The organism is Aeromonas sp. S9(2024), assembly GCF_041403185.1.
GTDB lineage: Bacteria > Pseudomonadota > Gammaproteobacteria > Enterobacterales > Aeromonadaceae > Aeromonas > Aeromonas enteropelogenes.
In genome coordinates this window covers 270,196-285,214 of sequence record NZ_JBGLRE010000002.1, presented here as the reverse complement: position 1 = coordinate 285,214, position 15,019 = coordinate 270,196, and the positions used below count along the sequence as shown (strand labels likewise).

Sequence of the window (15,019 nt, the reverse complement as noted above, 5' to 3'; positions counted from 1 at the left end):
AACCTTATAAATTCACCATATTGTTGAGCTCGAGGATCGGCTGCAGGATCGACATCACGATAAACAGCACCACCCCGGCCATGGAGACCACCAGCATGGGTTCGAACACCCCGAGGGCGATGTTGACCTGGGACTCGAACTCCCGATCCTGGTTGTCCGCCGCCCGCTCCAGCATGCCGTCGAGCTCGCCGCTCTGCTCGCCGGAGGCGATCATGTGCAGCATCATGGGCGGGAAAATCCTGGTTTCCGCCAGCGACTTGCGCAGGCTGGTCCCCTCGCGCACCCGCTCGGTGGCCTCGCCGATCCGCATCCGGGCAAAGTCGTTGGAGAGCACTTCACCGGAGATCCGCATCCCTTCCAGCAGCGGTACGGCGCTGGCGTTGAGGATGCTTAAGGTGCGGGCGAAACGGGCGGTGTTGAGGCCGCGGCTGACCCGGCCTATCACCGGCAGGCGCAAGATGATCTGATGCCAGCGGCGGCGACGCTTGTCGTCGGTGAGCCACCAGCGCCAGACCAGGCTGCCGACAAACAACAGCAGCAAGAACCAGAGGCCATAGGCCTGCATCAACTCGCTGGTACCGATAAGAAAACGGGTGGTGCCGGGCAGCTGCTGGCCCATGTGCTCGAACTGGGCCACCACCTTGGGGACCACGGCGGTGAGCAGAATGGAGATGACACCGATGGCCACGCAGGTGAGGACGATGGGGTAGATCATCGCCTGCAGCAGTTTGGTGCGCATGTGCTGGCGCTGCTCGGTATAGTCGGCCAGGCGGTTGAGCACCTTCTCAAGGTGACCGGACTTCTCGCCGGCCGCCACCATGGAGCGAAACAGCTGATCGAACACATGGGGGAAGGCCCCCAGGGAGTCGGCCAGCGAATACCCCTCCACCACCTTGCTGCGCACCGTCGCCACCAGGCTGCGCAGATGGGCCTTCTCGCACTGTTCGGCGACCGCCTTGAGGGCCTCTTCGATGGTGAGGCCGGCGCCCACCAGGGTTGCCAGCTGGCGGGTGATGAGGGCCAGCTCGGCGGTGCTGGCCCCGCGGCGAAACAGGGCGAAGCGGGTTGCTTCCCGTTTTGCCTTCTCGGTGGTCTCGTTCACCTCCAGCGGGGTGAGTCCCTGCTCACGCAGCAGCTGGCGCACCTGGCGGGCGGAATCCCCCTCCAGCACGCCGCTCTTGCTGCGTCCCCGGTTGTCGAGTGCCTTGTATTCGAATGCCGCCATCTCAATCTTCCCGGGTCACGCGCAGCACCTCTTCCAGGCTGGTCTGCCCCTTGAGCACCTTGTCGATGCCGTCGCGGCGGATGCTGGGGGTGTTATCGCGGATGAGGCGCTCGATGGCCATCTCGCCACTGGCGCCGTGAATCGCCTCGCGCACCGCCTCGTCCACCACCACCAGCTCGTGGATGCCGGTACGGCCGCGGTAGCCGGTGTGGTTGCACTGCTCGCAGCCCACCGGATGCCAGATCTGCTGATCGGCGGTCAGTTCGATACCCATGGCGAGGCGCTCCTGCTCGGTGACCGGGCGCGGTGCGCGACAATCCGGGCAGAGGGTGCGCACCAGGCGCTGTGCCAGCACCGCCAGCAAGGATGAAGAGAGCAGGAAGGGCTCGATCCCCATGTCCCGCATCCGGGTGATGGCGCCGATGGCGGTGTTGGTGTGCAGGGTCGACATCACCAGGTGACCGGTCAGGGACGCCTGCACCGCGATCTGGGCGGTCTCGAGGTCGCGGATTTCCCCCACCATCACCACGTCCGGATCCTGACGCAATATGGCGCGCAGGCCGCGGGCGAAGGTCATGTCCACCTTGCTGTTGACCTGGGTCTGGCCGACCCCTTCCAGATCATATTCGATGGGGTCTTCCACCGTGAGGATGTTGCGATCCCGCGAGTTGATCTCGGAGAGCGCCGCATACAGGGTGGTGGACTTGCCCGAGCCGGTTGGGCCGGTCACCAGGATGATGCCGTGGGGCTTTCTGATGAGTTCGCTGATGATGGTGCGGTTGCGCTGGGTCATGCCGAGCTGCTTGAGCTCGAGGCGGATGGTGTTTTTGTCGAGCAGACGCAATACCACTCGTTCGCCATAGCTTGACGGCATGGTGGAGACCCGCACGTCGACGGCGCGCCCGCCAATGCGCAGAGAAATACGGCCATCCTGGGGCACCCGCTTCTCGGCGATGTCCATGCGCGACATCACCTTGATGCGCGATACCAGCAAGGAGGCGAGCTTGCGATGGGGGCGCAGGATCTCCCGCAGCACCCCATCGATGCGAAAACGAATGACCAGGGCGCGCTCGAAGGTCTCGATATGGATGTCCGATGCCTCCTCTTTGATCGCTTCGCTCAGCATGGCGTTGATGAGGCGGATGATGGGTGCATCGTCATCGGCATCCAGCAGATCCTCGCTCTGGGGCAGCTCTTCGGCGAGGGTGAAAAAGTCCATCTCGTTGCCGAGATCTTCCATCAGCTGGCGCGCCTCGGAGGAGTCGCGCTGGTAGTGGGCCATCAGCAGCTCTTCGAAGGCGTCGCCATCGAGCATCTCCACCGCGAAGGGGACGCCGGCGACCCGGCGCACTTCGAGCAGGGCCTGCGGCGTGACCCCCTGACGGCACAGCAGCAAGGGGGCGCCATCACGCTCGGTCAGGATCACCCCGAAGTTGCGGGCAAACGCAAAGGGCAGCTCGGGCAGTGGCGGCGGCAGTTCGCTGTCGTCCAGCTGGTAGGCGCTCATCAGGGCTTGCTCTGCACAAAGGGAGTGGTGCTCTCGACCGTGCTTTGCTGGCGAAGCTGCATCTGCTGGAGCTGCTTTTTCACCTCGGGGGAGACCATCACATCCTGACCGTATTCCGGCAGCACCTGGCGCTTGGGCGAGGTGAGGTAGGCATCCTGAGCGGCGGCTTCCAGCTGCTCGGCGCGGAACAGGGAGTACTTGTTGTTGGAGATGCCGGAGTAGACATTGGCATCACGCAGTATGGTTGGCCGGATAAAGACCATCAGGTTGCGCTTGGAGGTTGAGCTGGAGGTGGAACGGAACAGGTAGCCCAGTACAGGGATATCTCCCAGCAGGGGCACTTTCGAGACGCTCTCACTGGTTTTTTCGTCCATCAGGCCGCCCAGCACCACTGTCTCACCGCTTTTCACCAGCACGGCGTTTTTCACGGTACGGGTATCGAATGTGGGACCCAAGGTGGAAGTGCCTTCGGCTGGTTTGGTTGCCACGCTGGAGACCTCCTGCTCTATGCTGAGCAGCACCGAGTCCCCCTCGTTGATCTGGGGAGTGACCACCAGCTTGGTGCCCACCGTCTTGCGCTCTATGGTGTTGAAGATGTTGTCACCCGAGGTGGAGCTTTGCGAACCGGTCTGGACCGGCACCTCCTGACCCACGTTGAACGACGCCTCCTTGTTGTCCATGGTGACTATGCTCGGGGTGGAGAGGATATCGTTCTTGGTATTGGAGGCTATTGCTGTGGCCAGCATGCTCCAGTCGCCATGGTAGAAACCGGCAGCCATACCTGTGATGTTCTTCATTAGCGCAGCGCTGAGCTCTGGTTTACCCAGATCAAGCGCCTTGTCGGCAGCTACCTTGCTAGTGATCGGCACGTTGGTGCCGGGGAACTGCACCGTACCGTAGTCGGCGTGGTTCCACTGCACACCGAGATCGAGGCCGTCACCATCGGCCATCTCGACGATGATGGCTTCGACCAGCACCTGGGCACGGCGGATATCGAGCTTGGCGATCACCTGCTCGAGCTCCGCCATCACGTCAGGCTGGGCGGTGATGACCAGGGCATTGGTGGTCTCGTCGGCGGAGATGGCAAGCTTGCCACCGCCGATGCTGGCGCCCCCCGTGGTGGCCGTCGTGCCCCCCTTCTTGTCGGCCTCGATGCTGGAGCTGACCCCCTTGAGCACCTCGACCATATCCTTGGCCTTGCCATATTTGAGGTAGAAGACCCGGGTGTTGCCCTGGCTCTGGAGATCCCGATCAAGCTGGCGCACCATCTGGATGATGCGGGCGCGCGCCTTGGGTTCGCCGCTGACCACCACCGAGTTGGTGCGCTCGTCGGCCACCACCTTGGGGCTCAGCAGCAGGCTGGCGGTGCTTCCCTGTGGGTTGCCATCCTTGTTGAGGTTGGTCACCAGGCGCACCATTTCGCCGGCGGAGGCGTATTTCAGCTTGATGATGTCGACTTCCTGATCCCCGGCGCGGTCAACCCGGTTGACCACCTCCACCAGGCGATTGACCACGGCGGCGCGGCCGGTGATGAGCAGCACGTTGGACGGGTCGTAATGGACCACGTTGCCACCGCCGGCGTTGTCGTTGAGCTGGCGCAACAGGGGGGCGAGTTCGCGCACCGAGACGTTGCGCACCGGTACCACCCGGGTCACCATCTCGTCGCCGGAGCCCGGGTTGCTGCCATCCACCACCGGAATGGCGGAGGTTTTGGCATCCCGCGAGCGCAGCACCTTGAGCACGCCGTTGTCCATGGGGACCACGGCAAAGCCGTAGACGTCGAGCACGCTCAGGAAGAACTGGTAGTACTGATCCTCGTTGAGCAGGTCATAGCTGCGCACGTTGATTTTGCCCCGCACCGACGGCTCTATGATGACGGTCCGGTTGAGGTTCTTGCTCACCGTGTTGATGAACTCTTCGATTTCGACGTTCTTGAAACTGGCCGCGTATTCGGTGGCCCAGGCACTGCCTGCCATCATCAGTGCCGCGGCCATGGTAGCCAGACGCCAGCCTTTCCCTTTAGTGCTCATTCTTGGTACGACTCCAAAATCATTATTCTGCCAGGCTCACATAGACGTCGAGCTGTTCGCCCTGACGCTCTATGGTTACCGTCATTTCCGTGGCGCCAGCCATCTGTTGCATCGCCTGCATGGCTTGCATGTTGTCCCGTAAATCCAGTCCGTTGATGGCGATGGCCAGATCATTGGCCTGCAGTCCGCTCTGGTTGAAGAGGGCCGGATTGCTGCCCGGATTGAGGCGATAGCCCGTCATCCGGCCATCCACCTGCACCGGTGAAACATTGAGGTAATCGGTGATCTTGCCCGGGTTGGCCATCAGCTCCTGGCGCAGGTCGGTGAGGGTGCTGCCCGGTTTCTCCGGGGTCGGCAGCGGCTTGCCGTACTCTTCCCCGTCCAGCATCAGGGTCTCGTCACGGCCGTTGTGGGCGATGATGACCCGATCGGCAAAAATCTGGCGGATCTTGGCCTGGGTGCCGTCGATCATATCCCCGACACCGTAGGAGTTCTGGCGCCCGGAGATGGCGATGATGGCGATCGATCTGGCCGGATCCGAGCTAGCCAGCACGCCGTTGAGCTGGGCATTGAGTTGGGTGCGGGGGGCATTGGCGGCCACGGCAGTGTTGTCCTGCGCCCTGGGCAGGGGCTTGCCAAAGAGGGCCAGCCGGCTGATGTCATCGAGCTCGATGCGCGGGCTGCCCGGGGTGGTAGTGGCGACCATGGCCGGTTGCCAGGGTTCGCTCTGCTGGGGGCTTGCCAGGGTGAACAGACGCCAGGTCAGGCTGGCACTCTGCTGGGCCAGCATGAGCAGCAGCACCAAGAATACCAGCTGGGCAATCCTGGTCATGGGGAGGCGTCGGCACTGGGCCCACAGCCTGGTAAACATGTCGTCCCTGAATCGTAGCGTCATATTAATCAATCACTTCCAGGTTCCGGTGTGGTTGCGTATTGTGAACGGCCCGTTTGCCTGACACAACAGGCGTATGCATACAGGTGAGTATTTAATCATTTCGTCGCAATGAGACACGGCGCCACTTGTGCGCCAGGCGTCAGGGGTTGTCAGGTATGACCCGTTTGGCAACCTATTCATATCACAGACCCGCGACCCGGGGTGAACGGTTTGCTTCATCACCCTGCTAACCATGCCAGTCCTGCAGTGCCTTGAGGGTGACGCTCTGTCCGCCCACATCCAGCACTATGTACTCCTGCGCGATGGCGGCGAGGCGCACGCCGGGCGCCAGGTCACTTCCCTCCCGGTATTCACGGCCATTGAGCAGCACGGTGCGTTTGGCCGGGTTGGAGGAGAAGACATGGGAGCCGTACATCAGCGGCGGCACCTGCTGGCGCACCGCAGGCGGCGCCGCATTCAGGCTCATCAGCTGGCTCGGGGCGACCGCTGGCCCGCTGGCCCGGGGTTCCTGCAGCGGTGTCTCATTGAGGGCGCGCAGCAACTGTTCGGCCAGACTCGGGGCCGGGTTGCCATTTTTAGCCACCGCCCTGGGTGGCTGCACCACGGGTTCAGGCAGGGGAGGCGGCAGTGGGCGGGTGATCATCGCCTTGGGCTCGACTCGCATGAAGGGGGGCCTGACCACCTCCTTTACCTCGACCTTCTCCTCGATGGGGCGATTGTGCAGCAGGTGCCAGCCATAGTTGGCGCCGGCGCCCAGCAGCAGGGCCAGCGGTGCGAGCAGCCAGCCGATGCGGCGAGGGTGACGCTCCTCCTCCCGGGGTAGCGGCAGCCCCATGGCGGGGATATGGGCCGGGATGGCCGGTTGTTCGGCACGGCGCAGCGCCTTGAGCAGGGTAGACATCAGGAAGCCTCCTCCAGTCTGGGCATGGGCTCGCCGGAGAGGGCGTTGAGACGCAGCAGGGTATTGCTGCCGGCGATGCCGTCCGGGGTCAGCCCCTGATCCCGCTGGAACTGCTGCAGTTTTTGCTTGAGCTCGCCATCGAAGCGGCGCACCTTGCGTTCCGGTTGTTGCAGGGCGCGGCTCAGGGCATTGTCGAGCCACTGGAGCTGGGATTGGCCGGCGTTGCTGCTGATGAGGCCCACGCCACCCTTGGGCATGCGCCACAAGAGGGTGTAGCTGCCGCCCCAGTTATCCTGGAGCCATTGGCGCTCTACTTCCCAGCTCTGATCGCCGATCATCAGGCTGGCCTGCTTGGGACCCAGGGTCACCAGGGTGGCGTAGTAGATCCCGCCGGTCTCGTCGGTCAGGGTGATCATGGCGGGGTGCTGCAGGGCGCGCAGCTCCTCGAGGCTTGCTTCCCCCTCCTGGCAGCGCAGGCCGGCACGGGGGGCATTGGCACAGGTGGCGTCGTCCAGTTCGGGTTCATATCCCCATACCCGGTAGAGATTCTGCATAGCGCCGTCGGGATCGAGCGCCTGGTTGATCGCCTCGGTCAGCTGCTCCTGCTGCTCGGCGGTCTCGTCTATGGTGACCGGCACCTCGACCTTGACCACGGGGCGCTCGGGAAAAATGCCGAAAAATTGCCAGCCCCACCAGCCGGCAGCCACCAGCAGGGCGCCGGCCAGGGTCACGGTCAGCCCCGAGAGCCAGCTCCCTTCGTCCCGCACGCCGGTCACCTCGAAGGCCGCCTGGCTGATGTCGGCAGGGGCGACCTTATAGCTGGCGCGGGCGAAGGCGGCGATCAGGGCGCGATCGCAGATGAGGTTGATGAGGCGGGGCACGCCGCCGGAGAGGCGATGCAGGGTCTGGATCGCACCCGGGGTAAAGATGGGCTGCACGCAACCGGCCACCTGCAGGCGGAACCTGACGTAGGCATCCACGTCAGTGGCGGAGAGCGGCAACAGGTGGTAACGGGCGGTGATGCGCTGGGCCAGCTGGCGCAGCAGGGGCTGACGCAGCATCTGCTGCAGCTCCGGCTGGCCTATCAACACCACCTGCAACAGCTTCTTGTCGTCGGTTTCGAGGTTGGTCAGCAGGCGTAGTTGCTCCAGCACACCGGGCAGTAGGTGCTGCGCCTCGTCCACCAGTACCACGCTGCGTTTGCCCGCCGCCAGGTTGGCCAGCAGGTGATCGCGAATGAGGTCGAACAACGCCTTGATCCCGGCCTCCTCCCCATAGGCAAGCTGGAACTCGTCGCAGATGGCGGCCAGCAGATCCCGTTCGGTCAGGGAAGGGTTGAGGATGTAGGCGATCTCGGTCTCCTCCGGCAGCTGTTGCAACAGGCAGCGGGAGACTGTGGTCTTGCCGGTACCCACCTCGCCGGTCAGCAGCACGAAGCCGCCCCCATCCTGCAATCCGTAGGTGAGGTGAGCCAGGGCTTCGCCGTGGCGTTCACTCATATAGAGGTACTTTGGATTGGGGGAAATGGAGAACGGAGGTTCCGAGAGGCCGAAGAACTGTGTGTACATGGGTATTCTTTTGTGACCGGCGGCAGGTGATAAAGATTCAGGGATGATAACAAACCTGGCTTTGATTGGCAGTCATGATTGGCTCCTTTGGCCCCATATCGTCACTTTTATATCGCCTTGTGATCCAGGTTCCATAATTCTCGGGACCAAATGGCCAAAAAATGACACATTTTTTAAAAATAATATATTTATCAGCTGGTTGTGTGTGAGGAAGGAAAACGTTAGCGCGCCTCTGAGGGCCATCAACCGTAGTGAATGAAGGGGATTATGGCGGCTGCGAAAGGGGAATGACGCTTGAGGGGAGGGCCGCCATGTTGACGGCCCGTTTGTCAGTGACTGTCCTGAAAGCGGGCGGCAATCTGCTGGAAATTTGCCTCACAGGCGAGGAAGGCATCGACGATGGCCGGATCGAAATGGCTGCCGCGGCCCCGGACTATGATCGCCTTCGCCTCCTCATGGCTGAAGGCGGGCTTGTAGACCCGCTTCGAGATGAGGGCGTCGTAGACATCCGCCACTGCCATCAGCCGGCCGGAGAGGGGGATCGCCTCGCTGACAAGGCCGCTCGGATAACCGCTGCCATCCCACTTCTCGTGATGGGTGAGGGCAATTTCCCGCGCCAGGTGCAGGAAGGAGTTGGAGCCGAGCTGGGCCTCGGCGCTCGCCAGGGCATCGGCACCTATCTGGGGGTGGCGCTTCATGATGGCGAACTCCTCGTCAGTCAGCTTGCCCGGCTTGAGCAGGATGGCATCGGGAATGCCCACCTTGCCAACGTCGTGCAGGGGGGCCGACTTGAACAGCAGATCGATGGTGGCGTCGTCCAGCGGGTAGCGGGCCCGTTCGTGACGGCTCAGGTATTCGGCCAGCACCTTGACGTAGTGCTGGGTACGGATGATGTGGGCGCCGGTCTCGTTATCCCGGGTCTCCGCCAGGGAGGCGAGCCCCAGGATGGCCACGTCCCGGGTCAGGTGCAGCTCGTCATGGCGCGCTTTCAGCTCCCCGATCATCTGATTGGTGCTGGCGGCAATCAGGCCGAACTCATCATCCCGGATAACCGGCACCCGGGCGTTGAGATCGCCGCACTGCACCCTGGCCATGGTGCGGGTCTGGTGCATCAGGGTCAGGGAGAGGTTGCGGCCATAGCCGTGAATGATCAGAGAGAGATAGCCGAAAGTCACCGCCATCACGAAGGCTATTTCCAGCAGTATGTAGTGCTGGGCTGCGAGGTGCGGCAAGGTATCCCCGACCGTGATCAGCCACTCCAGATCCTTGTTGAACAGCAGGAAGAAGACGGCTCCCAGCAGGGTCAGGGTCGCCAGGGCAAACAGGGAGAGCTTGCGCGAAACCGGCATCGCCAGCGGATGGCTCAGAGCAAAGGAGCCCTGCTGTTCCCGCTGTTTGGCACTGAGCCAGTCCCGGGCCAGGGTCAGGTCCGCCGCCACCAGAAAGCCCAGGGTCGTCATGCCCAGCAGGATCTTGAGATGACTCTCCAGCGGGAAGGTGTGCACCAGGGCGTTGTAGGTGGAGATCATCAGGGCGCCCAGCAGGAAGAAGCCGACCTCGAGCCCGAAACCGCCCAGCCCCCGGGCGGTGAGGCGGCTGCGTGGCAGCAGCCAGCTGCGCATGACGAACATGAAGGTGAAGGCCACCAGGGTGGGCATGACCAGCTGGGGCAGGGTCAGGCTCTCGAGGAACGGGCAGACCTGCAGCCCGTAGAGACAAAAGAGTGACAGTGTCACGCCGTAGTGAAGGGCACAGCGCCCCGTGATCTTCTGCATAATGTCGCCCAAACAACGGATGATTGTTATGAGGGGCCAGGCCCCTTTTTACAGGCGCCGCAGCAGCAGGCTGCCGATGGAATAACCGGCTCCGAATGAGCAAAGCACGCCGCAGGCCCCCGAAGGAAGGTCGCGATTGTACAGATGGAACGCGATAATGGAACCCGCAGAGCTGGTATTGCCGTAACTGTCGAGGATCACCGGGGCCTCCTGCTGGCTGGCATCGTGCCCCAGCAGCTTGCGGGCGATGAACTGGTTCATGGCGAGGTTGGCCTGATGAAGCCAGAGCCGGTTCAAGGCATCCGCCCTCCAACCCTGCTCGTCCAGCTGGTCGGCGATCAGGTCGCACACCATGGGCAGCACCTCCTTGAACACCTTGCGCCCCTGCTGGCGAAACAGCTTGTCATCGCCGTAGCGGGTGCGTGGGCTGAGCCGGTTCAAGAAGCCGAAGTTGTTGCGGATGTTGTTGGAGTACTGGGTCATCAGCTTGCTGGCCACCAGTTGCCAGGGGTTGGCCACCTTGCAATCGGTCTCCCGTTCCAGCAGCACGGCGGTGCAGGCGTCGCCGAAGATAAAATGGCTGTCTCTGTCGCGAAAGTTGAGGTGGCCCGAGCAGATCTCCGGGTTGACCACCAGCGCCAGTTTGGCTGTGCCTGCCGCCAGCATGTCCGCCGCCGTCTTGATGCCGAAGGTGGCGGAGGAGCAGGCCACGTTCATGTCAAAGGCCATGCCGCTCGCCCCCAGATAGTGTTGCAGCTCGATGGCAAGCGCCGGATAGGGGCGCGGCATATTGGAAGCAGCCACTATCACCAGATCTATCTCCCCCGGCTCGCGACCGGCGGCGATCAGCGCCTGCTCGGCGGCAGCCACCGCCATCTCCACCATGATGGAGGGCTTGTCATCGGGGCGCTCCGCCATCAATGGCTGCATAATGTCGGGATCCAGCACACCTTCCTTGCTCACCAGATAACGGCTCTTGATGCCGGAGGCCTTCTCGATGAATTCGCAGCTTGAATGCTGCCTGGCCGGCAGCTGGCCCGCATCGATGGCGGAGGCATTCTCCTCGTTGTAGAGATCCACATACTGGTTGAAGGCGGCCACCAGCTCTTCATTGCTGACGGCAAAGGGTGGGGTATAGAGGCCTGAGCCACTGATCACGATAGGGGTCATCTTTGCTCCTCGCCGGGTGCACTCCCGGCTTGTTGTCCGTTCGGGTAGAGAGGTTCATTACAGCTGGTCAATAGCTTGAGTGAGACCGGCCAGGGTCAACGGGTGCATGCGCCCGCCGATCAATTCGTTCATCAGCTTGATGGAGGGGTGCCAGAGCCACTCCCGGCGCGGTGTGGGGTTGATCCACACCAGCTTGGGGAAGTGCTGCTGCAGCCGGGCGAGCCACACCTGGCCGGGCTCCTCGTTCCACTGTTCGACACTGCCGCCGGGCCAGGTGATCTCGTAGGGGCCCATGGTGGCATCTCCCACCAGGATCACCCGGTAGTCGCTGCCGTAGGTGCGCAGCAGCCGCAGGGTGTCGAAGCGCTCCTCGTGCCTGCGGGCGTTGTCTCGCCAGACAAAGTCGTAGAGACAGTTGTGAAAGTAGAAGTACTCCAGGTGCTTGAACTCGTGGCGCAGGGCGGAAAAGAGCCGCTGCACCTCGGCCACGTGGGCATCCATGGAGCCCCCCACGTCGAAAAAGACCAAGAGCTTGACCCCGTTGTGGCGCTCGGGGCGCAGCTTCACATCGAGCCAGCCTTGCCTGGCCGTGCTCTGGATGGTGTCGTCGAGATCCAGCTCGTCGGGGCTGCCCTGGCGCACCCAGCGCCTGAGTTTGCGCAGGGCCAGCTGGATGGCCCGCTGGCTCAAAGGCGAGTCGTCGCTGAAGTTGCGATAGTGACGCGCCTCCCACACCTTGACCGCCCGGCTGTGCTGTCCCTCTCCCCCCATGCGGATCCCTTCGGGGTGAAAACCGCCGTGGCCAAACGGGCTGCTGCCGCCGGTGCCGACCCACTTGTTGCCGCCGGCGTGACGCTCTTTTTGCTCCGCCAGGCGCTGGTTTAGGGTCTCCAGCAGCTGGTCGAGTCCGCCGAGGGACTTGAGCAACGCCTTCTCCTCGGGGCTCAGCAGCCGTTCGAACTCCTTGCGCAGCCAGTCGTCGGGTAGCGCTTCGGGCAACAGGGGGGTGGCCTGCAGGCCGTCGTAGTATTCGGCGAAGGCGCGATCGAAGCGATCGAAATGGGCCTCGTCTTTCACCAGCAGGGTGCGGGCAAGCAAATAGAAGTCATCCATGTCGACGCTGGCCAGGCGAGCCCCCAGGGCGGCGTGCAGGTCAAGCAGTTCACGCAGGCTGCAGGGAAGCTTGTGGCGGCGCAGGTGGGTAAAAAAATCGATCAGCATCTAGCTACCACGGCGGGCCAAAAAGGCGAGCTTCTCAAAGAGATGCAGATCCTGCTCTGTCTTGAGCAGGGCGCCATAGAGGGCGGGCACCAGCTTGCCGGGCTCGCGGGTGCGCATTTCCTCCGGGGCGATATCGTCGGCCAAGAGCAGCCGGATCCAGTCCAGCAGCTCCGAGGTGGAGGGTTTCTTGCGCAGTCCTTCCACATCCCGCAGCTCGAAGAAGAGCGCCATGGCCTCCTCCAGCAATGCATCTTTCAACTTCGGATAGTGCAGCCTGACGATAGCCTGCATCTCGGCCTTGTCGGGGAAGCGGATGTAGTGAAAGAAGCAGCGGCGCAGGAAGGCATCCGGCAGCTCTTTTTCGTTGTTGGAGGTGATGATGACCACGGGGCGCTGGCGGGCTCTGACGCGCTCGCCGGTCTCGTAGACGTCGAACTCCATCCGGTCCAGCTCCAGCAGCAGATCGTTGGGAAACTCGATGTCCGCCTTGTCGATCTCGTCAATGAGCAGCACGGGCCTCTGGTCGGCGGTAAAGGCCTGCCACAGCTTGCCGCGGCGGATGTAGTGGCCTATCTCCCCCACCCTGGGGTCGCCGAGCTGGGAGTCCCGCAGCCTGGCCACCGCATCGTATTCGTAGAGCCCCTGCTGGGCCTTGGTGGTGGACTTGATATGCCAGGCGATAAGTTCAGTGCCCAGATGGTCGGCGACCGCCTCGGCCAGCACCGTCTTGCCGGTGCCCGGCTCGCCTTTGATGAGCAGCGGCTTCTCCAGCACGATGGCGGCATTGACCGCCATGCTCAGTGCATCAGAGGCAAGATAGTGGCTGCTTCCTGAAAATCCCATAGCGTCCGATCCTTTGACGAGGGGAGGCCCGTGGTGATGGCGGGACTCAGTGAGAGAATAAGCTCTATATGTTGTAATAACATATTGTTATAACGATTCGTCACTTCTCATTCAGAAACCACAGGGTAATCTTGTTTCATCGCCTTAACAAACACAGGGATAGCACCATGAGCAAAATTTTCGAGGACAACAGCCAGACCATAGGCAACACCCCGCTGGTTCGTCTCAACCGTGTTACCAAGGGCCGCGTGCTGGCCAAGATCGAGAGTCGCAACCCGAGCTTCAGCGTCAAGTGCCGGATCGGCGCCAATCTCATCTGGGATGCCGAGAAGCGCGGCGTGCTGACCAAGGGCAAGGAGATCATCGAGCCCACCAGCGGCAACACGGGTATTGCTCTGGCCTTCGTGGCCGCAGCTCGTGGCTATCCCATCACCCTGACCATGCCGGCCACCATGAGCCTGGAGCGTCGCAAGCTGCTCAAGGCCCTGGGAGCCAACCTGGTACTGACCGAGGGGCCGCTCGGCATGAAGGGTGCCATCGCCAAGGCCAACGAGATCCTCGAATCCGAGCCGGGCAAATATGTCCTGTTGCAGCAATTCGAAAACCCGGCCAACCCGGAAATCCATGAAAAAACCACTGGCCCCGAGATCTGGGACGCCACCGATGGTGAGGTGGACGTGTTCGTGGCCGGCGTCGGCACCGGCGGTACCATCACGGGTGTTTCCCGCTATCTGAAACAGACCAAAGGCAAGGCCGTGGTCTCCGTGGCCGTCGAGCCGGCCGAATCTCCTGTCATCAGCCAGAAACTGGCGGGTGAAGAGATCAAACCGGGCCCCCACAAGATCCAGGGGATCGGCGCCGGCTTCATCCCGGGCAACCTGGACCTGACCCTGCTGGACCGTGTCGAGCAGGTGACCAGCGACGAGGCCATCGAGATGGCGCGCCGTTTGATGGAAGAGGAGGGCATCCTGGCCGGGATAAGCTCGGGCGCCGCCGTGGTCGCAGCCAGCCGTCTGGCCGAGCTGCCGGAGTTTGAAGGCAAGACCATCGTTGTCATCCTGCCGAGCGCGGCGGAGCGTTACCTCTCCAGCGCCCTGTTTGCCGGGGTGTTCACCGAGCAGGAACTGCAGCAGTAAATGTACGGATCTTTTCAAAACAACGGCGCTCCTCGGAGCGCCGTTTTGTTATGGACTAGACTCTGCACTTGGCCGTGACGCGAGGGAGCGTCACTCGACCCTTATTTTTTGGGGTAAAATAACAAGCGTTGCCGCGACAAAAAAAGCAGACATTCTGTGATAAATCTCATATCCTGTGCGGCGTCACGCGGTTTTTGATGGCTAGGTATCACAAAGTAACAAAGTGTTATTTTTCGTTATAAATTAATTTCAGGCCAGTCCTGATGCGGCTTTCAGCCGGATAACGGAAAAACACCGGCCAACAAACCGATTACTGCACAGAAACTTGACCTGGATTAAACCATTGCGGGTCTGCTTTCGTTACTTTACAACATATCCATACTGACACGGTGGGGCGAATCGTTTGATAAACGCTCAATCCATCAAAAAATATCAATAATATGGGGTGAAACCATGTACGAGAAGTCTGTTGTTATTACTGCTGAAAACGGCCTGCACACCCGTCCGGCAGCTCAGTTCGTGAAAGAAGCCAAAGAATTCCAAAGCGAGATCACTGTGGTCTCCGGTGGCAAGTCCGCCAGCGCCAAGAGCCTGTTCAAGCTGCAGACCTTGGGCCTGACCAAAGGCACCAACGTGACCATCCAGGCCGAAGGTCCGGATGCTCAGCAAGCCGTTGAGAAGCTGGTTGCCCTGATGGACGAGCTGGAGTAATCCAGCTTTATTCCTCCCCCACAGTCGTTTTAATAGG

The 15,019-nt window shown here is 62.0% G+C and carries 12 protein-coding genes; 2 read left to right on the top strand and 10 right to left on the bottom strand.

Annotation, left to right across the window (positions count from 1 at the left end; all coding sequences use genetic code 11):
• Positions 1–4 precede the first annotated feature (4 nt).
• From exeF to ACB028_RS04500, 10 genes are all read right to left on the bottom strand, one after another.
• Positions 5–1,225, bottom strand: coding sequence for a GspF family T2SS innner membrane protein variant ExeF (gene exeF / locus ACB028_RS04545; protein ID WP_201940881.1), 1,221 nt, complete (start codon positions 1,223–1,225; stop codon positions 5–7).
• A gap of 1 nt (position 1,226) precedes the next feature.
• On the bottom strand, positions 1,227–2,732 hold the full coding sequence (gspE, locus tag ACB028_RS04540; protein WP_042027734.1) for a type II secretion system ATPase GspE: 1,506 nt from the start codon (positions 2,730–2,732) through the stop codon (positions 1,227–1,229).
• The gene (gene exeD, locus ACB028_RS04535) at positions 2,732–4,762 is read right to left on the bottom strand and encodes a GspD family T2SS secretin variant ExeD (RefSeq protein WP_371143623.1); all 2,031 of its coding nucleotides are present in this window, start codon (positions 4,760–4,762) and stop codon (positions 2,732–2,734) included. The genes gspE and exeD overlap by 1 nt, the downstream gene beginning before the upstream one ends.
• 22 nt (positions 4,763–4,784) lie before the next feature.
• Positions 4,785–5,633: a GspC family type II secretion system variant ExeC gene (exeC, locus tag ACB028_RS04530; protein ID WP_371143622.1), complete on the bottom strand. Its 849-nt coding sequence runs from the start codon at positions 5,631–5,633 to the stop codon at positions 4,785–4,787.
• Between the two features lie 250 nt (positions 5,634–5,883).
• The gene (gene exeB / locus ACB028_RS04525) at positions 5,884–6,558 is read right to left on the bottom strand and encodes a GspB family T2SS assembly factor variant ExeB (RefSeq protein ID WP_371143621.1); all 675 of its coding nucleotides are present in this window, start codon (positions 6,556–6,558) and stop codon (positions 5,884–5,886) included.
• Positions 6,558–8,126, bottom strand: coding sequence for an ExeA family protein (locus tag ACB028_RS04520; protein ID WP_371143620.1), 1,569 nt, complete (start codon positions 8,124–8,126; stop codon positions 6,558–6,560). The genes exeB and ACB028_RS04520 overlap by 1 nt, the downstream gene beginning before the upstream one ends.
• 329 nt (positions 8,127–8,455) lie before the next feature.
• Positions 8,456–9,901 (bottom strand): HD domain-containing phosphohydrolase, encoded by a 1,446-nt coding sequence (locus ACB028_RS04515; RefSeq protein WP_371143619.1) that lies wholly within the window; start codon positions 9,899–9,901, stop codon positions 8,456–8,458.
• Between the two features lie 48 nt (positions 9,902–9,949).
• Entirely contained in the window at positions 9,950–11,071 is a 1,122-nt protein-coding gene (locus ACB028_RS04510; protein ID WP_371143618.1) for a beta-ketoacyl-ACP synthase III, read from the bottom strand.
• Between the two features lie 57 nt (positions 11,072–11,128).
• Positions 11,129–12,292, bottom strand: coding sequence for a VWA domain-containing protein (locus tag ACB028_RS04505; protein WP_371143617.1), 1,164 nt, complete (start codon positions 12,290–12,292; stop codon positions 11,129–11,131).
• Positions 12,293–13,135 (bottom strand): AAA family ATPase, encoded by an 843-nt coding sequence (locus tag ACB028_RS04500; RefSeq protein ID WP_371143616.1) that lies wholly within the window; start codon positions 13,133–13,135, stop codon positions 12,293–12,295. It abuts the gene before it with no gap.
• Positions 13,136–13,302: 167 nt separating this feature from the next.
• On the opposite strand from ACB028_RS04500, the gene cysK reads away from it, so the two are divergent.
• Positions 13,303–14,271, top strand: coding sequence for a cysteine synthase A (gene cysK / locus ACB028_RS04495; protein WP_042027719.1), 969 nt, complete (start codon positions 13,303–13,305; stop codon positions 14,269–14,271).
• A 453-nt stretch (positions 14,272–14,724) separates the two neighbouring features.
• Positions 14,725–14,982: an HPr family phosphocarrier protein gene (locus ACB028_RS04490; RefSeq protein ID WP_026457936.1), complete on the top strand. Its 258-nt coding sequence runs from the start codon at positions 14,725–14,727 to the stop codon at positions 14,980–14,982.
• The last annotated feature ends 37 nt before the right edge of the window (positions 14,983–15,019 follow it).